Here is a 22,510-nt window from a genome sequence, read left to right on the forward strand (position 1 = left end):
TCACGGCAGACGGAACTGCACGGTCGAAAACGGACGGCTCCCTGCAGCGGAGGTCCAGCGATGAGTTCGGGACTGACCGACACCCGTCGTCGCGACGAGGGCCGCCGCATCGAGTCGGTCGGCCGCACCGAGACCATCTGTGTCGTCGGTCTCGGCTACGTCGGTCTCCCGCTCGCAGTTCATTTCGACCGCGTCGACCAGCAGGTCATCGGCTACGACATCGACGACGAGAAGGTGGACACTCTCACCGAAGGCACCGACACGACCGGTGATCTCGGAGACGCCGCTGTCGCCGACAGCGAGGTGGAGTTCACGACCGACCCGGCGACCATCGCCGACGCCGACTACGTCATCGTCACCGTGCCGACGCCCGTCGACGAGATGGAGAACCCGGACCTCCGGTTCGTCGAGAGCGCCGGTGAGACCATCGGCACGCACATGACGCCCGAGACGACCGTCATCCTCGAATCGACGGTGTTCCCCGGCGCGACCCGCTCGGTGCTCGCCCCCGTGCTCGAAGAGGCGTCCGGTCTCACCGCGGGCGAGGAGTTCTTCGTCGCATACTCGCCCGAGCGTGCGACCCCCGGCGACGAGAAACACGGTCTCCGCGACGTGGTGAAAGTTGTCGGCGCCGACGACCCCGCGGTGCTCGAAGACGTTGCTGACCTCTACGAGCGCGTCGTCGACGCGGGCGTTCACCGCACGTCGTCGCTCGAAGCGGCCGAGGCGTCGAAAGTCGTCGAGAACGTCCAGCGCGACCTGAACATCGCGCTAATGAACGAGCTCGCCATCGCCTTCGAGCACATCGGCATCAACACCCAGGAGGTGCTCGACGCCGCCGGGACGAAGTGGAACTTCCACGACTACTCGCCGGGCCTCGTCGGTGGCCACTGCATCCCCGTCGACCCGTTCTACTTCGCGTACCGCTCGAAGATGGAGGGCTACGTCCCGGAACTGACGCTGAAGGCGCGCGACGTCAACCGCCGGATGCCCGAGCACGTCTCCGAACTCGCGCTGAAGACGCTGAACGACTGCGGTAACGTCCTCGGCGAGAGTCGCGTCGTCGTGCTCGGACTGACGTACAAACCGAACGTCGCCGACACGCGGACGTCGGTCGTCGACGGCGTAATCGACACGATGAAAGAGTACGGCGTCGACGTGCTCGGATTCGACCCGTACGCTGACCCCGAGCAGACGAGCCAACAGTTCGGCATCGACGTGATGGACCAGCCCTCCTTCGAGGGCGCAGACGGTATCGTGCTCGCGACGCCGCACGACGTGTTCGAGAACCTCGACCTCGCGGCCGCGCGAGAGGTGATGAACGACGACCCGTTCCTCTTCGACGTTCGCGGGGCGCTCGACGCCGAGGAAGTCGTCGGACACGGCTTTACCTATCGGAGGGTCTGATGTACCGAGAGTCGAGAATTGGCGTAGTCGTCCCCGCCTACAACGAGGAGGGTCTCGTCGGCGAGGTCATCGACACGATTCCCGCGTTCGTCGATCGGGTGTACGTCGTCGACGACCAGTCGACCGACGGCACGTGGGACGAGATACGGCGCCACGCCGAACGCGCGAACGCCGCGCACGTCGGCGACGGCGGGCGCCTCGTCGAAACCGACGGCGGCACGGCCCAACTTCACCGACGCAACGGGTCGGCGACTGACGACGACACGGACGCCCGCGGACCCGACGACGACGCAGCGAGCGAGTCGCCGCCCGCCTTCGACGAGCGCGTCGTCCCCATCCGCCTCGAACGCAACCGCGGCGTCGGCGGCGCGATCAAGACCGGCTACGCACGCGCGCTCGCTGACGGCATCGACGTCGTCGCCGTGATGAACGGCGACGGGCAGATGGACCCCGAGAAGCTCGACCGCCTCATCGACCCGGTCGTCTCCGGCGAGGCCGACTACGCGAAGGGCAACCGCCTCCGCTACCGCGAGTACCGCGAGGGGATGAGCGCGTGGCGCTCGTTCGGCAACTGGCTGCTCACGCTGCTCACCAAGGCCGCCAGCGGCTACTGGAAGACGATGGACCCCCAGAACGGCTACACTGCCATCTCGCGGGAGGCGCTGGAGACTATCGACTACAAGTCGCTGTACGAGCGCTACGGCTTCTGCAACGACGTGCTCGTCCGTCTGAACGCTCACGGCCTCCGCGTCGCCGACGTGGCGATTCCGGCCGTCTACGGCGACGAGGAGAGCACCATCGAGTACAAGACGTTCGTCCCCCGCCTGTCGGCACTGTTAGCCCGGGACTTCCTGTGGCGGCTCCGCGTGAAGTACCTCACCGTCGATTTCCACCCGCTGGCCGGCCTCTACCTGTTCGGCGCCGCCATCGCCGGCGCGGGCGTCCTCGACGCGCTGCGGAGCGCGGTCGACGACGACAGAGAGAGCTCCGGCGGCGTCCTCGCCGCCATCGGCACCGTGTCGATGCTCCTGGCGATGGTGTTCGACATGCAGGAAAACGAGGAGTTGGAGGTGCGCCGAGAGTGAGAGTCGCCGTCACCGTCCAACATCCGGGTCACGTCCACTTCTTCAAGCACGCCATCGACGAACTGGAGGCGCGGGGCCACGACGTCCACGTCTTCGCGCGCGAGAAGGAGATGGCCGTCCGCCTGCTCGAACTCTACGAGATAGAACACGAGGTGCTCGCCGGCGAGTCGCACGGACTGGCCTCCCTCGCGGCAGTGCAGGCGACGTACGAACTGCGACTGCTCCGCCGGGCGCGCGAGTTAAATCCCGACGTCATCACGGCCATCGGCGGCGTCGCAGCCGCCCACGTCGCGCCGCTCGTCGGCGCGCGGAGCGTCGTCTTCTACGACACCGAGCACGCGACGATCATCAAGAACCTTGCGTATCCGTTCGCACACACCGTCTGCACGCCGTCGTGCTACGTCGGCGACATCGGCCCGAAGCAGGTCAGGTATCCGGGCTACCACGAACTCGCCTACCTCCACCCCGACCGCTTCTCGCCCGACCCCGCGGTGCTTGACGACCTCGGACTCGACGAGGGCGACTCGTTCGTCGTCACTCGGTTCAACGACTGGGGCTCGTCGCACGATATGGGTCAGAGCGGCTTCGACGACATCGGCGAAGTCGTCGAACGGCTCTCCGACACCGGCGCGACGGTGTTCGTCACCGCCGAGATGGAGCTTCCGGCGGACGTAGCGGGGCATCGTCTCGACCTCTCGCCCGAGCGGATGCACGACCTGCTGTACTACGCCGACTGTTACGTCGGCGAGGGGGCGACGACGGCCGCCGAGTGCGCGATGCTCGGCACGCCGGCCGTCTACGTCAACAGCCTCTCGCTCGGCTACGTCAGCGAACTCGACGACGAGTACGATCTTGTCTACAGCTGCAACGGGCCGAACCGACACCGCGACGCGCTCAGCCACGCCGTCGCCATCCTCGAGGGTCACGACGGCGACGCCGAGACGTGGCGCGCCCGCCGCGACCGACTACTCTCCGAGCGCGTCGACGTGACCGACGTCATCGTCGACCAACTGGAGTCGTCGGGCGGCGGTCGTCGAATCAGAGCCACAGCATGAGGGTCCTCCAACTCATCACCTCGACGCGTTCGTTCTTCGAACAGCAGGTCGAGGCGCTCGAAGCCAACGGCGTCGACTGCACCGTCGTCGCGGTTCCCGGCGAGTACAGCCCCGACTCCCCCCGTACCGTCGGCGACTACCTCCGATACTACCCCGAGGTGCTCGCCGAGGGACTCGACTCCTACGACCTCGTCCACGCGAACTACGGCCTGACGGTCCCGTTCGCGCTGGCGCAACCGACCCGTCCGCTCGTCCTCACCCTCTGGGGGACGGACGTCATGGGCGAGTACGGGTGGCTCCGCCGCATGAGTCGCTACGGCGCGCGTGTTGCCGACGAGACCGTTCTCCCGAGTCGCGCGATGGCGAGTCACCTCGGTGAGAACTACACGTACCTCCCGTTCGGCGTCGACACCGGCCGGTTTCGACCCATCGACCGCGACGAGGCGCGTGAACGAATCGGGTGGGAGACCGACGAGCGAATCGCTCTCTTTCCGTACGAGAAGTCGCGCAACGAGAAGGATTACCCGCGCGCACGGGCCGTCGTCGAGGCGGCCGACGCTGACGTCACCCTCCGGACCGTCTCGAACGTCCCCTACGAGGAGATGCCGTACTATATGAACGCCAGCGATGCGCTGCTCGTCACCTCGCGCCGCGAGAGCGGTCCGATGGTCGTCAAGGAGGCGGCCGCGTGCGGACTCCCCGTCGTCTCGACGGACGTGGGTTTCGTCCGCGACGAGTTCGGCGACGCGCCGGGCGTCGTCGTCGGAACGACGAGCGACGAACTCGCGTCCGGGCTTGACGACGTGGTCGCCGAGGCGGACGCGCTCGTGGACCGCGAGCGCCGACGCTCGGTCTCCCCGGACGTGAGCGTCGACCGAATGGGCGAGCGCCTCGCCTCGCTGTACGAGTGCGTCGCGCAGGGGGCGGCCTAAGATGAGCATCGGTTCGGTCGGCGACTGGCTCCGAAGCCGTCGCTTCGACGTGGACGCGGCGGTGCTCGCGCTGCTCGCGGCGATCGCGATGTTGCCGCTGCGGTTGCTGTTCTCGCAGGTGTACGTCGAGACCATCCCGCTGGTCCTCGGCGGAGCCGCCGTGCTGTACCTGCTGTCGGTGTACAGCAATCGAGGGGAGAACTCGAACGGCACGTTCGTCTTACCCGTCGGCGTCTCCCGGTACCTCCCGAGCGTCGTCGTCTTCGGCACCGCGGCGATGCTCTTTGCAGCAGTGACCGCCGGCGAGCGAGGCGTCGCCTTCTACGCGATCGCCGGGGTAACGGGCGCGTTACTTCTCTCTCAGATTCTGTTCGCCAAGGAGGAGGCGTTCAACCCCTCGATACTCCTCCTGCAGATCGTCCTTGTCGCCGGGACCGTCCGCTTCGCGGCGCTCGCGACGGTACCCGGGTTCGTCGGCATCGACATCTGGACGCACCTACCGGAGCTGACGACGGGCATCCTCGAAGCGGGGTCGTTGGACGCTATCTCCGACGACAAACACTACGTCTCGCCGCTGTACCACCTGCTCGTCGCGTCGGCGTCGCTTATCTACGACGTACCGCTTCGGACGGCGCTGTACCTCTCGTTGGGGCTCGTCCTCCCCCTATCGCCGCTTCTCGTCTACATGGCGACGCGCGAACTCGTCGCCGAGCGCTGGGCGGTGCTCGCGGCGGCACTGTTCTCGTTCGGCGACTACGTCATCGAGTGGGGCATCCACATTATCCCGACGAGCATGGGTCTCGTCATCTTCCTGACGGTGCTGTACGCGCTGATTCGACTGATGCAGACCGACTACGCACCGCGCGACTTCGCGTTGCTAGCGGGACTCTCTGTGGCGCTCATCCTCACCCACCAGGTGTCGTCGTTCATCATGCTCGTCGTCTTCGGCGGCGCGGTCATCGCGTACTTCCTCCTGAATCTGGGCATCTACCGCGTCTCGCCGCTTCGCCCGGACGTGTTCCGCGCGCGAAATCCGGTGAACATCCTCGGTCTCGTCGTCTTCGACGTGGGACTCATCACCTTCCTCTGGTCGTTTACGCCGTACAAGGGCGGGACGTTCCTGGAGACGATTCTGAGCTTCCTCGCGGAGACGGTGGCGTCGAGCGCCGGGTTCGGGAACCTCGCGGGCGGTGCGAGCGCCGGTGCCGAGGCGAGCACCGAGAGCGCAGGCGCGACGTTGCCGCTCGAACAGGCGGCGATGTACATCGACGTGCTCGGTTTCCTCTTGCTCCTGTTGGGCACGTTCGTCGGCTGTCTGTACGTGGTTCACCGCGATCACGCCAAGCAGTCGGTGTTCACGCTCCTCATCGGAACGGCCATCATGCTCGTGTTCACGCTGGGGCTGCCGATGTTCGGCATCCGGAACTTCATCCCGCAGCGATGGTTCGCGTTCATGTACGCGCCGATGGCGATTCTGAGCGCGGTCGGCGTGCGCTACCTCGCCGCGAACCTCAACGCGCGCGTGTTGGTCGCGGGCCTGCTCGTCGCCGCGCTGGTGTTCCCCGGAGCGATGGTCGTCTCGCGCAACGGCACCATCGACAACCCGGTGCTCCCGGCGGGCGAGACGCTGAGCTACAACGAGGAATCCGTCGCCGCAGTGCACACCATCGGCGAGATGACCGGTGGTCCCGAACCGATGGAGATTCGACCCGAACAGCAACTGCGGACCGACCACCCGTATCAGACGGTGTTCAAGCGAACGGGGGCGTACACCGCCGACACGGCGAACGTCACCAACGGCGACCCGGTCACTCACGACGTGACCGTCTACCGCGAGTTCCAGTCCGACGGCACGACGTACTTCATCAACGAGGACGGAGTGGGACAGACGCGCGACATTCCGCAGGAGCGCATCTGCCGACCCGACCAGAGCACGCTGTACGACAACGGCGACGTGACGATGTGCGTCACGCCAGTAGACGACGACGCCAGCGGCTAACTTTCTTTTCGCGACGTCTTCGGCAGTGTCAGCAGCGGACGCCAGCGCACGGCGTCCCACAGACTGAGTACCGCCGGGGAACTACCGCCGCAGAGAACGTCTCACACCGATATCCGATCATCGGAGATGGACCTCCGCTTGCTTCTCAGGGGTCTTCAACTGCCGGTCGTGTTCCTCGGAATTTCCGTCGTCGCGTTCGTCGGCGGTCTGGGGTGGCGCGTTGGTGTGGTGTTGTTGGTGAGGTGGTGCTGGTGTGATAGTGCTGGTTGGTGGTACTACCGCGAGTCGCATAGAGAGTGTGACCCCTTAGATACCGGAACCTTCCTCCGAACTCCGTGTCGAGACCGGAATCGATAGGTTCGAAGCGTCGTCAGCTGTTTTTATGCGCCGCCGAACGGTCCTCTCCGGCTTCGTCTCGGTGACCTTCTCGACCCACCTCGCCGGATGTGCAACGCTCCGAGACGACGAACTCAGCTACCGACTCGCCCCCGATAGTCGTTCAGAACCGCGACACTGAACCGCACGACGCGACCGTCGGAGTCGAGGACGACTCGCTCGTCTTTCTCGACTCCAGCGTCGCGTCGCCGGGCGAGTGGGACGACGGGAGCCTCGAACGCGAGGGGCGCGTCGAGTTCGAGCCGCCGCTCGCGGAACCCGGTAGCTACGCCGTCAGCGTTCGAATCGACGACGGACCGCTACGCTGCGTTCCGACCGACGAAGTCGTCGAAGACGGCGCCTGTCTCGGGGTCCGACCGACCATCGAGCGCGGCGGCGACTTCAACTTCACGTACGTCTACGAGGGCTGTCCAAACGACGAAGCGTAGACGGTGAAGCGTGGACGACGAATCGTGAGAGGCGTCAAAACGTGTCAGAAGTCACCGGCGCAGCGGCCGAACCACCGTCGCGACGCCGGGGAAACCGTCGTACGCCCAGAGACCGAAGACGCACGCCGCCAGCGCCAACTCGAAGGCGAGCAGCAGACCTACGTCGAGTCGAACCAGGTCTACCAACCATCGGGCGAGGTAGTAGACGACGAGCTCAAGCGACCCCGCCTCGGGGGCCGCGCCGGTGTTGTTGACCAGCGGCCACAGCAGCGGGGCGAACGAGAGCGTGTCGCCCTCAATGAGCGGGTAGACGACATCGCCCGCGAGGTGCGAGAGGTGGCCGACGACGAACGCTGCGCCCCACATCACGTCGCCGAGACATTTGCCGACGAGGAGCGCCGCGGCGGCGAAGACAGGCATGAGAAAGATGGAGTGCGCCAGCCCGTACCCCGTCGGCACCACGCCGAACGTCCACGACAGCGGCTTGTCGACGAGGTCAGGAAACTGCGTTGCCGCCGCGAGGACGAACACCTCAGGTCCCGTCGGGCTTCGACCGGTCGCGTGTCGAAACAGCGAGTAGAGGACGTAGCCGAACGCGAGATGCTCCCACGGCCACATCAGAGAGATCCTGTGGTCCGTGCCGTCGATCTGGTGAGCGAGTCAGTCACGAGCGCCGCGTCGCCCGGAGACGGGGGCGCGAGCGACGCGTTGGACTGTCCGTCACCGCCGGAGACGGTGACGTAGAGGCGAAGACTCCGGTAGGCGTTTTCGACCGACGGGTCCGCCGGTGCGCCGTCGCGGTACAGCAACAGCGTGAAGCGAACGTCGCCGGACATCGACGGCGTCACGGTCACGTCGCGGGTGACGTTCTCGTTGGAGTCGAGCGTGAGGTCGGTCGAGCCGATCTGCTCGGACTCCGTCACCGTCGTCTCGTTGCCGTCCGTCTGGACGCGTTCGCTCAGTACGACGACGGTGTACGACATCTCCTGTTGTTCGCGGTTCTCGACGCCGAACGTGACGTTCACGGGGTCGCCCGCCGCGAACTGGTTCTGGTACATCGACTGCGTGTTGCCGTTTACGTTCTCCGTCTCGACGTAGAACTCGGTGAAGCCGTCGTCGTCGGTCGGCACCGTCGCCGCGTAGCCGACCGTCGAGAGCAGGACGAGCAGGCTCAGCGCCAGCGCGACGGCCGGAAGCCGTCCGCCCTCGGCGCGCCCGCGCATCGGGTGCTCCGGCGGTCGCGAGGAGAACAGTCCCGCGATAGCGGTCGGATACGGCGGTGCATAGCGCTCGTCCGGGTCGAGTGCCGCGCGTCGCGCGAAGGCGATGGCCAACAGGATGACGGTCGTCCCCTCGACGCCGATTGCGACGGGAAGCAGTTCGATGGGTTGCGGCGAGAAGTGGACGCCGACCGCGACGAGCGGAACGAGCAGCGCGCTCCCGACGACGGCCAGCGCAACGCGCTCGACGCCCGTCACCGACCGCGCGGTGGGAAGCGGGTTGCGGAGGCCTGAGACGGCGTCGTCGAAGGCGGTTCGGGAGGTCGTGTTACGGTCGGGGAAGACGACCGACACCAGCGCGTAACCAGGGAGAAACAGCACGAGCGGGAGCGTGAGGAGGAGACGCGGCAGTCCCGACAGCGAACTGTGAATCGCCGCGGCGGCGACACCGACGAGCGCGACGGCCGCGAGCAGGTCGGTGAACCACGGGCTGCGGCGCGAGTACGGGGAGTGGGACACGTCGCTCAGGCACCCCGTTTTCCGGTGTCGGGCGCGCGTTCGTCGACGGCGAACACCTCTTTCGGGCGAATCGACCGCTCCGTGCAGAGTTCGAGCCAGCCGAAGCTGTCGTTGATGCGGAGTTTGTGTCGAACCGGGAGGTCGTGGACGTACGGTTCGTCGGGGAACAGTACCTCGTCGAGTTCGTACTCGCGGTAGATGTCGCGGCGGTTGGGCCACGGCGACTCGAACCCTTCGACGAGTGGCAGTTTCCGGCGGATAAAGCCCTCGACGTGGTTGAAAATCTGCGTGTCGTAGGGGCGGTCCGGCGGCGGGTTCCGCAGGATATCGTCGTCGAGACGCCGGAGCGCCTTGATGAACGTCGCCGTGTTGCGGTGCTGCGGCGGCGTCGTCAGGTGCCAGTCGAGCAGCTCGACGTCGGCAATGACGAACGACTCGAAGAAGTTGTCCGCGAGGTGGGTCCGAAACGGCGTCGACGGCTGGTTGCTGATGCCCGTGAGGTCGATGGCGTTCTGTACGCCGTCGGCGCGGTCCCACGCCTTCTCGAACTCGCGGGAGACGGCGTCCCTGACGAACGTCGCCGGGTCCACGTCCAGACCGACGAGCTGCTCGGCGACGGCTTGGCTCGCTTCGGGCATGTAGCCGAGTTTCGAGAGCAGGTTCTCGACGGGGTTCGGATTCGAGTCGAGTCGCCGGAACGGCACCGTCTTGCCGAACAGTTCGACGCCGTCCTGCGCGAGGAAGTGCCCGCGGAGGAACGTGTCGCAGAGCAGGCCGTGGAACATCGAGTCGACGTCCATCTCGTCGGTGTATCCGGCGTGGTGGATGTGCAGCGACTCCTTGATGCCCTGCGAGTAGCGGACTTTCGCCTCGTCGGCCAGGAGATACCGGTGCGTCGGCGGGAAGGCGGTGTGTTCCGCGCCGTACTGGGCGGCGAGCGTCCGAGCGCCCTCGGTCTCCTGGTCTTCGTGGTGACCGACGGTGTAGCAGTGCTCGATTTCGGGCATCTTCGAGAGCACCGTCCGGGAGTCGTAGCCCGCGGAGAGAAGCAGTCCCTTCCGTCCGGGTGCGCGGGCGCGACGGCGGACCGCCCGCCCGAGTCGGTCAGCCAGTTCCTGTACGTAGTCGAACTCCTTGGGTTCGTAGACGAACCGCGAGAGGTCGCACACGTTCGAGGAGGTGAGCATCGAGTCGATGGGGAGGCGGAACATCCGTTCGAGCAGCGACTTCTCGCCGAGGACGACGCCGAGGTGGAGGAACTCGAGGAGGGCGTCGCGGCGGATGGCGTGGCCCGACAGCGTCCGCGCGACGGCGGCCGCGTCAGTGCTGAACACGCGTCCGTCGTCGGTGTCGGCGTAGAAGCAGTCCCACGAGCGGATGGAGTCCGTGACGACGAACGCCTCGCCGTCTCGCTCGACGAACACCAGATACGAACCGTTGAGTTCCGAGAAGGCGTCGCGGCCGCGCTCGGCGAAGCGGTCGAGCACCCACTCGGCGACGTTGGCGTGGGTGCTCGGCGCGTACGCCTCGCCCCAGACCACGCACTCGCCTTTCGGACCCGAGTAGGTGTCGCTGCGGCCTGGGTGCCCGAGCGCCGGGTCGCGGATGCCGACGGTGGCGACGTCGCCGCCGACGACGGCGTCGAACTCGTTCGGCGACCGCAGACGCTCGAACTCGTCGGCGTCGCCGAAGACGCCGAAGAACTGCTTTTTCATGCTCACCGTCCCACGCTCCGGCCTCGCGCGGGGCGACGAACGACGCGCTCTGAACGCTGTCCGACTGGGGAAAGGGTGGATGTGCCGCGGGGAGTCGACGCGTCGTGCCGACTCGCGCGGCGGGTAGTCGATATCATAGCTGTCGATAGGTTCGGATACGACTCACTGCGAACGCCCGGGGCTTTGCTATGAACCGGGTAAGCGAGTTCATCGGATCGATTGTGGTGGGCGTAACCGACGGTTCACGACCGAATGCGGGCTTATCCGGTTCATAATAATCCCCTCGAAGAACTCACCCACCGACGATGAACAGTTCCCTCCGCCAGCGTCGCGCGCACGTACCGAAATTGACGCACCCGCGTCGACGCCGTCGGGACGCTTCCCCGGTGACGACTCGTGGATAGCGACGAGACCAGATTCGAACCGCCCGAACGCCTCGACGTGGGGTTCGTCCCGGTCGAAGTCCCCGGTCTCGACGGCACCGGCGCGACGTACACCGCCGCCCTCCTCATCCGCGAACTCTCGAAACATCACGACCTCACGGTGTACGTCGTCAGCCAGCGGAGCGCGGACCGCTCGAAGTTACCCGCGACCGACCGCGTCGACTACGTCGTCCGCGACGGCCTCGCGAAACTGCCGCACCCGCTCCTGACCAAAATCGACGCCGTGGAGGAACTCGCAGATCGACTGGAGCGACACGACCTCGTCCACTCGTACTCGACGGGCTTCATCGAACCGCTGTCGGCGCTGTCGACGCCGACGGTGGTGACGCTAAACTCCTATCAACCCGTCTGCCCGAAGGGCGACATGATGTGGCTTGACCGAAAGAAGTGCGGCGGGCCGGGTCGGGCGAAGTGCACGGCCTGCATCGCCGGAAGCGCCTACACGCGGAAGTCCGGCGTCGAGACCACCCTTCGGTCTTCGTACGACTCGCTGGCGAAGGTAGAGTTCGTCCAGAACTCCATCGCTGCGCGAGACGGCATCTCGGCGTACCACCTGCTGTCGCCGCACCAGCGCGACGACTACGCCGAGTTCGGATTCCCGGAGGAGCGCCTGAAGGTGATTCCGCACTTCGACAGCGGCGAGTTCGCCGTCGACGACCCGGCGGCGTACAAGCGCGGCGGCGATACTGGAGTCGGCCGAGACGACGACGAGCCGTTCACGCTGCTCGCCGTCGGCGCGTTCAAGTACGTCAAGGGGTTTCAGGTGCTGCTGCGGGCGTTGCCGTCGATACTCGACGACGGCCACGACGTGCGCATCCGCATCGCCGGGGCCGGGCCGTACGGCGACGCGCTTCGCTCGCTGTCGACGGACCTCGGCGTCGACGACCGCGTCGACTGGCTGGGGTTCGTCGACCACGACGACCTCCCGGCGGAGTACGCCGCCGCGGACGCGTTCGTCTACCCCGGCCTGCTCGACGAACCGTTCGGGCGCGTCTTCCTCGAAGCGCTGTCGAGCGAAACGCCGGTACTCTCCTCGGACGTCGGCAGTACCGGCTTCATCGTCGGCGACGCGGGCGTTCGCTTCGAATCCGACGACCCCGAGTCACTCGCCCGCGCGTTCGGGCGTCTACGAGACGGATACGACGGCTACCGTGCGGCGATTCCGGGGCAGTTGGCGCGCTTTTCGCGCGAACGCGTCGTCGACGAGTTCCTGTCGCTGTACGCCGACGTTCGGGCCGGGCGGCCGCCGACCGAACGGACTGAAACGTTCGAAACGGAGCGAACAGTCGCTCGCTCCGATTAGCGCGTCGGTAAGCGCCGGTGGCTCGGACGCATAGCGAATCCATAGTAATGCACCCAGTTCGCCAAGCGGGAGGTACAGATGAAGGACGACAGTCGAAGCCGAAGACGGTTCCTCCAGACCACCGGCGCGGCCGGCTTGGCCGGTCTCGTCGGCGTCGCGGGTTGTAGCGGCCAGTCGCCCGACGACGCGAACGACTCCGCCGCCAACGGGTCGACCCAGAGCGCGAACCAGACCGCGGGCGACGGCGCGGCGACCGACGAGCCGACGGAGACCGAAAAGCCGGTCACGGACGAACCGGCGACGGTGGAGACGAAGTACCAGAGTCGGGAGAAGTACAACGAACCCGGCGAGTTGCTCGACGACTTCACCGACCTCTCGGCGTGGCTCTCGAACGCCGGCGAGATGGAGTCCGCCTCCGACCACGCGTTCAGAGGCGACACGAGCGCGAAACTCATCGGCAAAGGCGGCGAGAACGCGAGCATCGCGCGCTCGTTCGAGAACAACCGCGACCTCACGAAGAAAGACTTCTCGCTCGCGCTGCGCACGACGACGCCGTCGAAGTTCGCGCTGTTCGTCTACCTCCGCGACCCGTTCGGCAACTACGCGGTGCTCGAACTGCGGAACATTTCGATGGAGACGCCGGATGTCGGCTGGTTCCGCACCGCGCCGGGCGTCTACGAGACGAGCAACACGCCGCCGGACCTCACGCAGATTTCGCGCATCGAAATCGTCGCCAACAACGCCACTGGCAACGATATCGAGGTGTGGGTCGACGACCTGCGCATCCACGACAAACCCGACAAGGGCTACATCGTCTTCAGCTGGGACGACGGGCGCAAGAGCTACTACGACGACGCTGCGCCGATGCACGACGAATTCGGCGTCCCCGCCGTGCAGGCCGCCGTCCCGCGATTTGTCGGCCAGTCGAAGTTCATGACGCTCGGCGAACTGAAGGAGCGGTACGAGGCCGGTGACGAGATCGTCGCCCACGAGAGCATCAGCAACCGCTTCCACTCGCTGTCGGGCGACGAACTCGACAAGATTGTCCGCCAGAACAAGCAGTGGCTCCTCGGCCACGGCTTCGAAGGGTCGAACTTCGTCGTCTACCCCGGCAACGACTACGACGCGACCGCGCTCGACATCGTCAACAAGTACCACTACATGGGCGGGATGAACCAGTCGTTCGAGCTGAACACGACCAGCCCGTACGCGTTCGACCCGCTGGTGCTTCCCCGCACCGTCGGCCACGATCTGGACATCGCGAAGCGGGTTGTCGACCAGTGTGCGAAACACCAGAACGTCGGCATCCTCAACTTCCACGACTTCGCCAACGACAACACGATGAACAAAAGCGACTACCGGAAGCTCCTCGAACACGTCACGCAGAAGGAGGGCGTCGAGGTCATCAACTTCTCGCAGCTCTGGAAGCTGCGAAAATCCGCGCCGTAACTCGTTTTCGCCGCAACACACTGTCCTTCCGACCCCGCTCGTTCCCGCTCCTGTCAGGTGTGCTCCGGGGTCGGCTCGTCGTTTCAGCTCTCGCACCGCATCTCGTCTTTCTCCGTTCGAGCCGTAGAAAACCAGCACGAAGTGCGTGATCTTCGTTGCATCCGCGAACGGGGGAGCGTAGCTGTACGCGCTGCTCTTCTGGTGAGGGCCGTACAACCATCGAGATTCGACGCGAGGACTGATTCGACCGCCTCGTCCGCCGACTTACGGGTACTGGTTCAGATACATCCGAAGTCCCGACGAACCGAGGTTCTCGATGCCGTTTTCGAGGACGCTCTCCTTGATGGTCACGCCGCTGCTCTCGTCGTACAGTTGGACCGCCTCCCTGCCGCCCGTCGAACCCGCTGTGAGCTCCTCCATCCACGTGTCGTCGCCGACGTTGACGACGGGGTAGCCGCCGGAGCGATACCGACCCGCGTAGAGGAAGCAGTCGTCACCGGTGAGTTCGATGCCGTGGCGGTACCGCGTGCTAATCTGGTCGATGCCGACGGCACGGATCTGCGTGTCGTCGCGGTCGGCGCGAATCGCCGCGCGGAAGGTGTCGTCGCCCACGTCGCCGGTGAACGTGCAGTACTCGGCGACGACGCGGTCGGAGTTCGTTCCGGCTTTGGTCCAGAGACCGTAGCCGCCGGGGGTGCGCTGCTCGACGTCGCTGCGCAGGAGGACGGTCTCGCCGGCCTCCGGCGAGACGACGACGCCGTGGTTCGGTCGGTCGCCGTCGACGCTGACCGAGAGTCCCGACAGCCACGCCGACTCGGCGCTGTTCTGCACCGAGATGGCCGCCCCGTTGGCCGCGTCGAGGCGAATCGTCGTGTCGAACACCGACAGCCCGGACCCGTTTTCGAGGCGGATGCCGCGCTGGGTGTCGTCGTACTCGCGGTTCCGGTCGACGACGACCGTTGCTCCGCGGACGGAACTACCCTGCCCGGCGAGGCGGATGCTCGCTGCCCTGCTGTTTCGGTACTCGCCGCCGCGGACGAGAACCTGCCCGTCGTCGTCGGAGACGTACAGTCCGTTGTCGGGGAAGCCGCCGAGTTCGCAGTCGCGGAACTCGATGGTTCCGCGGTGGTTCACGTCGACGATGATGCCGGTCGGTCCCCACCGAAGGTCGCCGGGCGCTCGAATCGAGTACGTCCCGCCATCAGGCGCGCGGAAGTTTTCCACGAGACCCGATCCGGAGGCACTGGTGATGTTGAACAGTCCCGGTCCCCACGTCCCGCTGTCGTGCTCGCCGACGACGTCGACGTCGCGCACGACGAGACCGTCCTCGACTTCGACGTGGAACGCGCGGATGCCCGTGTCGGCGGCGGTCTGGTCGATGGTGAAGTTCTCGACGTGGAGGTCGACGCCGGGGTCGTAGGAGACGCCCAGTCGGAAGAGGCGGTACTGCGGACCGTCGAACTCGTCGTAACTCGCCGGGACGATGGTTGCTCCGTTCGAGGCGAGACCGAAGTTCTCGAAGCCGGTGAAACGGAACTGCTCGTCCATGTAGTAGCGCCCCGGCGGGAACTTGACGAGCGTGTCGTCGTCAGCTACCTCGCGGAGCACCGGCGTTATCGACTCGCCACCCTCGGGGTCCGCACCGGCGTCGACGATGTCGACGACGGTTCCGAAGTCGTCGTTCAGCGAGTGCGTCGCGGCGCTGGTGCCGGAGAACGAGGCGACGCCGAGGGCGGCGGCACCGGCGAGCGAGAGGTACGAGCGACGGTTCATCTGCGTGCTGCGGGATCGGTCGGTAGGCACGTCTGTCACGCACCGCTGGGCGCATTTTATTACCACGCGACTAACCGCCCTAAAACACATTCACAACGTCCGAAACGGTTGAACAGTAGACATCCGGATCGAGGGGTGTCGGCCCGGCGTACGCGCCGACGGGGAATCCCCCGGTCAGATCGAAAACGGCAACGCCAGGCGAGAGAACGTCAGCACGTCGAACAGGCTGCCGTCGGTATCCTCGGTCGTGTTCCCCGACTGCGACGTGTCCGTCGTCGGCTCCGAGGTCGTCGTCTCGACGGGTGTCGACGTGGGAGTCGGCGTCTCCGTCTCCGTTGGCGTCTCGGTGGGCGTCGACGTGGTGGTCGGTTCTGGCGTAGTGGTTGGCTCCGACGTGGTGGTCGGTTCCGACGTGGTGATCGGTTCCGACGTGGTGGTTGGCTCAGACGTCGTTGTTTCGGTGGGCGTCTCAGTCTCCGTCGGCGTCGATGTCGTCGTGGGCGGCGACTCCGTCGTCGTCGGTTCGGTGGTCGTCGTCGGTTCAGTGGTCGTCGTCGGTTCGTTGGGAGTTCCCGTCGGCTCCGAGGTCGTCGTTTCGGTGGGCGTCTCCGTCGGCGTGTCCGAGTCGCCACCGTCGTCGTTGTCGCCGCTATCGTCACTATCGCCGTCGTTCCCACTATCGTCGTCATCGTCGCCGCCGCCGAACCAGTCGCCGATACCGCCGGAGTCGTCGTCACTGTCGCCCCCGTCGTCTCCGCCATCACCGCCGCCGCTCTGCGGTGTCTGCGTCGAGTTCGGCGTGGGCGACCCGTTCGTATCCCCGGGACCGGTGTCGTTGGCCTCCGCGGGCGTCGTCTCGTTGGACGCCTCCGCCGGGGTGGGTGCCGGCGTCGCCGTCGGCGTCTCCGTGGTGTTCGCGTAGTCGGGTATCGACGGGCCGCCGTCGTCGCCGCTGTCGCCGCCTACGTCGGCGAGGACGACGCCGCCGGCGGCGACGAACAGCAGCAGGCCGGCGACGAACATGCCGCGCTGCATCACGTTGGTGCCGCCGTCGGTGACGAGGCGGGCGTGACGCCAGTAGAGGTTGTCGCCGACGCCGCCGACGGGGCCGGGGAACTCCGCGAGCAGTTCGAGTAGCTCGCCGACGCCAAGCGCGCCCGTGAGGAACGCGACGCAGAGGAACAACAGCAGACCGACCGGCGGCACGACGACCAGCGAGAGCAGGTCGTTGCCGACGAGCGACGGCAGCACGAGCACGAGCGGCGCGGCGATGCCGATGGTCGCGATACTCCGGAAGAGACGGGCCTCCGAGACGGGGTCGAAGCCGACCCGTTTCGCGCTCCAGAGGTGAAAGAGGAACATCGACCCGTAACCGACGCTGGTGGCGACGGCCGCGCCGCGCATCCCGAACTGCGGGATGAGCGCGACGTTGAGCGCAACGTTGATAACCGCCGCCGCTCCCGTCGCCGCCACGGGGAACTTCATCGTCCCGTTACCCTGCGCAACGGCGAGAATCGGCCGCGCGACGGCGAAACCGACGGTTCCAGGCAACAGCAGGATGAGCGGGATGACCGCGTTGACGAACTCCTCGCCGAGGTAGAGCGGGACGACGACGGGCGCGAGCGCCGCCAGACCGAGCGCCATGATGCCCGTAAACAGGAGCGTGTAGCGCGTCGTCCGGGCGACGAGCTTCGAGATACGCTCCGTCTGGCCCTTCGACCACATCTCGGAGGTGGAGTGGACGAACACGGTTTGGAAGGCGATGGGCGCGAACCAGAGGAACTCCGCGATGGCGAGCGCGCCCTTGTAGTGACCCACCACGTCGTTCGGCCACCAGTACTGCAGCATCAGGATGTCGAGGTGGTACAGCGACATCATCAGCGCCATCAGGACGATGCTCATCCCGTTGAACGTCAGCATCTCGCGGCGCGGAAGGGTGTCCGGCGCACCGCGGAACACCGCCGAGAGCGACACCTGTTTTCCGACCAGCACTAGTCCGATGATGCCGACGACGACGCCGGAGACGAGGTGACCGACGAGCGCGCCGAGCACGCCGTAGCCGAGGACGACCAGCGAGACGCCGATACCGATGAACAGCAGCGAGTCGAGGACGCGAAGCGGTTCGGAGTACTCTTCCAGACCGAACCCCATCAGCGTCCGGCGGGTGTACGCGCGGAACTGCGCAGCGACGACCAATCCGGCGAGGACCGTCGCGTACTGGACGAACGAATCGCCGAACAGTCGGCCCCCGAGACCGGTCTCGGCGAGGACGAGAACGGTCCCGCTACCGAGCAGAGCGAGCACGATAGCGACGCGGAAGTAGAAGCCGACGACGGCGTCCTCCCAGTCGGCGACGTCGCGGTCCTCGGCGATGTACTTGCGGACGCCGTCGGTGACGCCAGAGCTGACGAAAATCATCATCAGCGCGAACACCGACAGCAGCGTCGTGTACGCGCCGACGTTCGCGTCGCCGAGTTCGCGGTACAGCAGCGGCGTCGTCGCCGCGCCGATGATGAGCGTGGCGACGCGACTGCCGCCGACCGAGAGGATCCCTTTCAGAATGGACCGGTCCATCAGCTCCTCACCGGGTAGCGATAGGAGAGGCGTCTGACAGGGGCGATGCTGTGGAGGCGCGGTGACATGGGAACCACTCGGCCCTCCGGGGTGATTATTATAGAGACGCTATGTCGGTGAGCCGCCGGAGTTCGGGCGGTCGTAAGCCAGCGGTGTTCGCGTCGCGTCGAGACGCCTCCGTTTATTTAGTTCTCGTCGATCGAGATCAGAACTCGTTGCCCCACGCGCGCAGCTTGTCTTCCGTCTTGTCGTAGATGCCGCCGACGAGCGTACTCTTCTTGACGTATGCGTCACGACTCGGCTCGTAGAGATACAGCCCGTAGTAGTCGTCGTCGGACTCGGCGTAGACGCTCTCGACGCGGAAACCGTTACCGTAGTTACAGATGGGGCGTTCGCTCGCGAGGTACTCGCCGCCGTATAGCTTGCAGTCGTCGCCGACGTTCTCGATGGCGCGGCGGTGGCCCACCCCCGTCTGGTCGACGGTCACCATCGAGAATCGTACGTTGTCCCGTGCACAGAAGATGCCCGACCGGGCGCCCTCGTCGCCCACGTCGCCGGTTATCTTCACTTCCTCGCAGTTCACCCGGGCTGTCCGGTTGCTGTCGGTGAGTTTGATGCCGTAGCCGCCGGGGATGTTCATGTCGATCGCCGTTCGGTAGACGGTCGTCTCGCCCGCTTCCGGGGAGATGACGATACCGTGTTTGACCTTGTCGCCGGCCATCGAGATTCGAACGTCCTGAATCCACGTCGACTCGCAGGTGTTCATCACCGTCAGTGCGTGGCCGTTGACCGACCGGATACGGATATCGGTGTCCCGAACCGCAAGATTCTCGCCGTTTTCGAGGCGAATCGCCCGCTGGTTGACGTCCTGCGGGCGGTTGTCGTCGACGACCACCGTCGCGTTCCGAATCTCGCTTTCGGTGCCGCCGAGACGGATGTTGGCGGTGTCGCTGTTCTTGTACAGACCGCCGTCGACGACGATTTTCCCCGTTCCGCCCGAGGCGTACAGGCCGTTGTCGGGGAACGCACCGAGCTCGCAGTCTCTGAACGTCAATTCGCCGTGGTTGTGGACGTTCGAGATGATGCCGCTCGGCCCTTTCCAGAGGTTACCGTCGTTGGGCGTCTCGTCGACCCACGCCCCGCCGTCGGGCGCGCGGAAACGCTCGACGATACCGACACCGTCGGGGTCGGTGACGCAGAACCGCCCCGGACCCCACGTTCCACTGTCGTGCTCGCCGACGACGTCGACGTCGCGCACGAGCAACCGTTCCGACGCCAGCGCGTCGATGACGCGAATTCCGGTGTCGTCGGCGGTGAAGTCGACCTCGAATCCCTCGAACCGGATGTCCGCGCCCGGCGCGTAGTGGACGCCGAGGCGGAACAGGCGGTACTGCGGGCCGTCGAACTCGTGATAGTTCGCCGGGACCAGCGTCGCGTCGTTGCCGACGAGACCGAACTGCTCGAAGTCCGAGTAGCGGAACTGTCGGTCCATCCGGTAGCGGCCCGGCGGGAACACCAACAGCGTGTTGTCGCCGCGGAGACGTTCCAGAACGTCGTTTATCGGCTGGTTGCCCGTGTTGTCAGCCCCCGCTTCGACGACGTCGTACACGCGGTCGTACTCCTCGAACAGCTCGCTCATGTCGGTGCTCGTTGTAGCCGCACCGACGCCGCTACCCAGTCGAACACCCGCCCCGGCGACCCCCACGCCGAGAACGCCCTTGAGATAGCCGCGTCGGGTTCGGTTCGTCGCATGTTCGTTCGATTCCGCTCCACGTTCGTTTCCGCAGACGTACATATTGTTAGGCATGATGTCTCGTGCGTCGCTCCCTACCTCGTATCGAAAACGGCGTTCTTCCCCCCGTTATCGTGACCCTAACGTGGCACCCAGTTTGGTAGGTCTGCAACGTTCGTGGAAATAATACAGAACAATCAGGTCTAATAGACAGTCGTTCAGTGCTGTAGGTTTTAAATAACCGACCCCCAATAACGAGCGGTTAATCGGAGCTTACCGGCCTCCAAATCGCCACCGGAACGGGCGCAACGGACGCAACGGACGCCGGTGCGAGGGTGGGCTTTTCGGTCCGAAACCCGGTGTCACTCGAACGGTTACTAGCTTGCTAAACGACGTCTCGTGCTGTTTTTCGAGCGATGAGAGGGCGCGGGGCGATCCCGTATCGCGGTTAGAACTCGTTCTCGAACGTCGGCGTCACGAGCGTACTGCCGACGAGCGCGCCGGTCCCGCGCCGCAGTTGCTGGGAGACCGCCGACGGCGACACGTCGAATCGCTCGGCCAACTCGTTCTGTGAACTCCGGCGGGGGACGTCGTAGTACCCTATCTCGTAGGCGGCGCGGAGCAGTCGTTCCTGGTCGTCGGTGACGCCGTAGCGTGTTCTCTGACCCCGCTCCTCCTCGGTGTCGGTCGTGTATAGTTGCCGAACCCGGAAGTCCACGTCGTTCTCGCGGCAGCGGCCGCTCAGCGTCGCCAGCGCCTCTCTGTCCGGGAGGCGCATACGGACGAGCCACCCGCTGCTGTTGCTCTCGGCGGTCATCACGGACGCACCGAGCGCCTCGGGCAACTCGGTGGGCCACTTCGCCGACTCGCTCAACCCGACCCGGTACATCCTGTAGTTCGATTCGACGCCGACGAGCGTCGGGTCGCGAACCGTCGAGTCTTCGACGAGCGCCGTCTCCAAGCCGCGGTAGTCGACGTTCGAGGCGGTGAAAAACAGCGTCTCGCGGCCGCGATACGTCGTCTGCGACCGCGGTTTGAGGGTCGACTCCGAGACCGCGTCGAGCGTGGGGCAGAGCACGACGCTCGGGTGTGCGAGATACGCTTCGACGACGAGTTCGTAGAGGTCGGTTTCGAGACCAGCGGCCGTCGCCACTCCGTCGACGTTTCGGTCCGAGTCGCCGTCGGCGTCCCGGTCGGGCCCGTCGTCAGGGTCACCGTCCATACTCAACGGCACGGTGCCGCCCACCTGCAGAAACGGGACCCGCTCATCCGCAGTTGCGCCGTCTTCGACGGGGCTATCGTCGGTCGGAGCTGGACCCACATATCAGAAGAGTTCTCCACGCGGGAGCTAGATAAATCCAAAGCTCCGTTTCGACTGTTTCCGGCGGTCTAGCGGCCTTAGCATCGGGGTAATCGGACGTGGTGCGCGGGCAGTTACCTCTGAATACGTTGCGGGACCGACCGCTTCTTTCGGCGTCGCTCCGCGACGAACAGCGCGAGCGCGACGAGACAGACGAGCAGTTCGAGTGGGAACGACACCGACGACAGGTACTGACTGACGTAGCCGTCCGAGAGGAACGGCACCGCCGACAGCAGCGTGTCGGTGTAACCCGGAACCGACCCATCGACCATGGGGTTCGACCAGTGCGTCACCGGCCATCCGAGCATTCCGGCGGCATGCGCGCCTCGGCCGTCGAGCGTCAACTGGAGGAGGTCCGCGCCGAGATGCGAGAGCCACCCGACGCCGAACGCGACGCCCGCCGTCTTTCGGTACTCGGTGGGCGTCGAGTACAGCACCGTGCCGACGACGGCGAGTCCGAAAAGCGAGTGCGAGACGGTCTGGTACGCGGGGAAAATACCGGTCAAGCCGAGCGATTTGTCGACGAGGTCCGGCAGCGCGGCGCCCAGCAGACACCACCCCAGCGAGAGGCGGACCCGGACGCCGAGGAGGTAGCCGACGGCGAGGTGGGCGGGGAACCACATTGCGTTCGTCAAATCCGTTTCCTCGTATAAGCGCATGGATTCATCCCGATTGGTGACTGGTCGCCGACAGGCGCTGCGGGAGTCGTCGCTTCGGAGCGACCGGTAGCGCCGCCCTCGCATCCCGCGCCGACGGCGAGAGCTATCGCTCGCCGACTGAAAATTCCGTAGGGCGCGTGAACGACGCGTACCCCTACCCGTGTTCCCGACGACCTACGGTCTGTACTTCCGTAGATGAACAACCAATATATAAACGTATGTCAGACGGGCGTCATCGGAGACGGCCGGAGACCGTCGCTACTCGTCTTCCGTTTCCGCATCCGCTTTTATTTCTTCGAGCTGCGAGAGCAGGTCGTCCGTCGTCGCCTCCGAGTCGAACGTCACCTTCCCCTCGTGGTCGTTCTCGTGGACGTTCACGCCGTCGTCGGCGTCGGCGCTCACGGTCTGGTCTCGCTGCTCGGATTCGTCGTAGCTACCAAAACCCATGTTTCTAGACTCTC

General features: G+C 65.8%; 17 protein-coding genes. 8 read left to right on the forward strand and 9 right to left on the reverse strand.

All coding sequences use genetic code 11. The features are described 5' to 3' along the window. The first annotated feature begins 60 nt into the window (after positions 1-60). The 6 genes from LAQ58_RS05235 to LAQ58_RS05260 all read left to right on the forward strand — a co-directional run bounded on the left by LAQ58_RS05235 (position 61) and on the right by LAQ58_RS05260 (position 7,302). Positions 61-1,407, forward strand: coding sequence for a nucleotide sugar dehydrogenase (locus tag LAQ58_RS05235; RefSeq protein ID WP_224449554.1), 1,347 nt, complete (start codon positions 61-63; stop codon positions 1,405-1,407). Then, complete coding sequence (locus LAQ58_RS05240; protein WP_224449555.1) at positions 1,407-2,492, forward strand: glycosyltransferase family 2 protein; 1,086 nt, start codon at positions 1,407-1,409, stop codon at positions 2,490-2,492. Before LAQ58_RS05235 ends, LAQ58_RS05240 begins: the two co-directional genes overlap by 1 nt. Then, entirely contained in the window at positions 2,489-3,547 is a 1,059-nt protein-coding gene (locus tag LAQ58_RS05245; protein ID WP_224449556.1) for a DUF354 domain-containing protein, read from the forward strand. The genes LAQ58_RS05240 and LAQ58_RS05245 overlap by 4 nt, the downstream gene beginning before the upstream one ends. After that, positions 3,544-4,479, forward strand: coding sequence for a glycosyltransferase (locus tag LAQ58_RS05250; RefSeq protein WP_224449557.1), 936 nt, complete (start codon positions 3,544-3,546; stop codon positions 4,477-4,479). Before LAQ58_RS05245 ends, LAQ58_RS05250 begins: the two co-directional genes overlap by 4 nt. Position 4,480: 1 nt before the next feature. After that, the gene (locus LAQ58_RS05255) at positions 4,481-6,478 is read left to right on the forward strand and encodes a hypothetical protein (protein WP_224449558.1); all 1,998 of its coding nucleotides are present in this window, start codon (positions 4,481-4,483) and stop codon (positions 6,476-6,478) included. A 446-nt stretch (positions 6,479-6,924) separates the two neighbouring features. After that, positions 6,925-7,302, forward strand: coding sequence for a hypothetical protein (locus tag LAQ58_RS05260; RefSeq protein WP_224449559.1), 378 nt, complete (start codon positions 6,925-6,927; stop codon positions 7,300-7,302). A 51-nt stretch (positions 7,303-7,353) separates the two neighbouring features. On the opposite strand, the gene LAQ58_RS05265 is transcribed toward LAQ58_RS05260, so the two are convergent. From LAQ58_RS05265 to LAQ58_RS05275, 3 genes are read right to left on the reverse strand one after another with little or no spacing between them, the layout of a single operon-like run. Continuing rightward, the gene (locus tag LAQ58_RS05265; RefSeq protein ID WP_224449560.1) at positions 7,354-7,920 is read right to left on the reverse strand and encodes a metal-dependent hydrolase; all 567 of its coding nucleotides are present in this window, start codon (positions 7,918-7,920) and stop codon (positions 7,354-7,356) included. Continuing rightward, positions 7,920-9,041, reverse strand: a complete 1,122-nt coding sequence (locus LAQ58_RS05270; RefSeq protein WP_224449561.1) for a DUF1616 domain-containing protein — start codon at positions 9,039-9,041, stop codon at positions 7,920-7,922. The genes LAQ58_RS05265 and LAQ58_RS05270 overlap by 1 nt, the downstream gene beginning before the upstream one ends. A 5-nt stretch (positions 9,042-9,046) precedes the next feature. Further along, on the reverse strand, positions 9,047-10,756 hold the full coding sequence (locus LAQ58_RS05275; RefSeq protein WP_224449562.1) for an asparagine synthase-related protein: 1,710 nt from the start codon (positions 10,754-10,756) through the stop codon (positions 9,047-9,049). A 396-nt stretch (positions 10,757-11,152) separates the two neighbouring features. Between LAQ58_RS05275 and LAQ58_RS05280 the strand changes: the two genes are divergently transcribed. Together LAQ58_RS05280 and LAQ58_RS05285 are read left to right on the forward strand one after the other, a co-directional pair. Further along, positions 11,153-12,502 (forward strand): glycosyltransferase family 4 protein, encoded by a 1,350-nt coding sequence (locus LAQ58_RS05280; RefSeq protein ID WP_224449563.1) that lies wholly within the window; start codon positions 11,153-11,155, stop codon positions 12,500-12,502. Between the two features lie 78 nt (positions 12,503-12,580). Further along, positions 12,581-13,951, forward strand: a complete 1,371-nt coding sequence (locus tag LAQ58_RS05285; protein ID WP_224449564.1) for a polysaccharide deacetylase family protein — start codon at positions 12,581-12,583, stop codon at positions 13,949-13,951. Positions 13,952-14,215: 264 nt separating this feature from the next. Here LAQ58_RS05285 and LAQ58_RS05290 read toward each other — a convergent pair whose 3' ends face one another. The 6 genes from LAQ58_RS05290 to LAQ58_RS05320 all read right to left on the reverse strand — a co-directional run bounded on the left by LAQ58_RS05290 (position 14,216) and on the right by LAQ58_RS05320 (position 22,496). After that, positions 14,216-15,724 carry a right-handed parallel beta-helix repeat-containing protein gene (locus LAQ58_RS05290; protein ID WP_224449565.1) on the reverse strand — a complete coding sequence of 503 codons (1,509 nt, stop codon included), beginning with the start codon at positions 15,722-15,724 and terminating at the stop codon, positions 14,216-14,218. A 174-nt stretch (positions 15,725-15,898) separates the two neighbouring features. Beyond that, positions 15,899-18,298 carry a flippase gene (locus LAQ58_RS18890; RefSeq protein WP_255595011.1) on the reverse strand — a complete coding sequence of 800 codons (2,400 nt, stop codon included), beginning with the start codon at positions 18,296-18,298 and terminating at the stop codon, positions 15,899-15,901. A 205-nt stretch (positions 18,299-18,503) separates the two neighbouring features. Then, positions 18,504-20,105: a right-handed parallel beta-helix repeat-containing protein gene (locus LAQ58_RS05305; RefSeq protein ID WP_224449566.1), complete on the reverse strand. Its 1,602-nt coding sequence runs from the start codon at positions 20,103-20,105 to the stop codon at positions 18,504-18,506. A 373-nt stretch (positions 20,106-20,478) separates the two neighbouring features. Then, on the reverse strand, positions 20,479-21,351 hold the full coding sequence (locus tag LAQ58_RS05310; protein ID WP_224449567.1) for a helix-turn-helix domain-containing protein: 873 nt from the start codon (positions 21,349-21,351) through the stop codon (positions 20,479-20,481). A gap of 113 nt (positions 21,352-21,464) precedes the next feature. Then, a complete protein-coding gene (locus tag LAQ58_RS05315) occupies positions 21,465-22,025 on the reverse strand; it encodes a metal-dependent hydrolase (protein WP_224449568.1) in 561 nt (186 codons plus the stop codon). A gap of 282 nt (positions 22,026-22,307) precedes the next feature. Next, positions 22,308-22,496, reverse strand: a complete 189-nt coding sequence (locus LAQ58_RS05320) for a DUF5786 family protein (protein WP_224449569.1) — start codon at positions 22,494-22,496, stop codon at positions 22,308-22,310. Positions 22,497-22,510 lie beyond the last annotated feature (14 nt).

The organism is Haloprofundus salilacus (assembly GCF_020150815.1).
Classification (GTDB): Archaea; Halobacteriota; Halobacteria; order Halobacteriales; family Haloferacaceae; genus Haloprofundus; species Haloprofundus salilacus.

What these genes read in the sequence shown, in the direction of transcription:
- LAQ58_RS05235 (WP_224449554.1), top strand. Translation starts at nt 61, where the DNA reads ATGAGTTCGGGACTGACCGACACCCGTCGTCGCGACGAGGGCCGCCGC.
- LAQ58_RS05240 (WP_224449555.1), top strand. Translation starts at nt 1,407, where the DNA reads ATGTACCGAGAGTCGAGAATTGGCGTAGTCGTCCCCGCCTACAACGAG.
- LAQ58_RS05250 (WP_224449557.1), top strand. Translation starts at nt 3,544, where the DNA reads ATGAGGGTCCTCCAACTCATCACCTCGACGCGTTCGTTCTTCGAACAG.
- LAQ58_RS05255 (WP_224449558.1), top strand. Translation starts at nt 4,481, where the DNA reads ATGAGCATCGGTTCGGTCGGCGACTGGCTCCGAAGCCGTCGCTTCGAC.
- LAQ58_RS05265 (WP_224449560.1), bottom strand. Translation starts at nt 7,920, where the DNA reads ATGTGGCCGTGGGAGCATCTCGCGTTCGGCTACGTCCTCTACTCGCTG.
- LAQ58_RS05275 (WP_224449562.1), bottom strand. Translation starts at nt 10,756, where the DNA reads ATGAAAAAGCAGTTCTTCGGCGTCTTCGGCGACGCCGACGAGTTCGAG.
- LAQ58_RS05285 (WP_224449564.1), top strand. Translation starts at nt 12,581, where the DNA reads ATGAAGGACGACAGTCGAAGCCGAAGACGGTTCCTCCAGACCACCGGC.
- LAQ58_RS05290 (WP_224449565.1), bottom strand. Translation starts at nt 15,724, where the DNA reads ATGAACCGTCGCTCGTACCTCTCGCTCGCCGGTGCCGCCGCCCTCGGC.
- LAQ58_RS18890 (WP_255595011.1), bottom strand. Translation starts at nt 18,298, where the DNA reads ATGGACCGGTCCATTCTGAAAGGGATCCTCTCGGTCGGCGGCAGTCGC.
- LAQ58_RS05305 (WP_224449566.1), bottom strand. Translation starts at nt 20,105, where the DNA reads ATGCCTAACAATATGTACGTCTGCGGAAACGAACGTGGAGCGGAATCG.
- LAQ58_RS05320 (WP_224449569.1), bottom strand. Translation starts at nt 22,496, where the DNA reads ATGGGTTTTGGTAGCTACGACGAATCCGAGCAGCGAGACCAGACCGTG.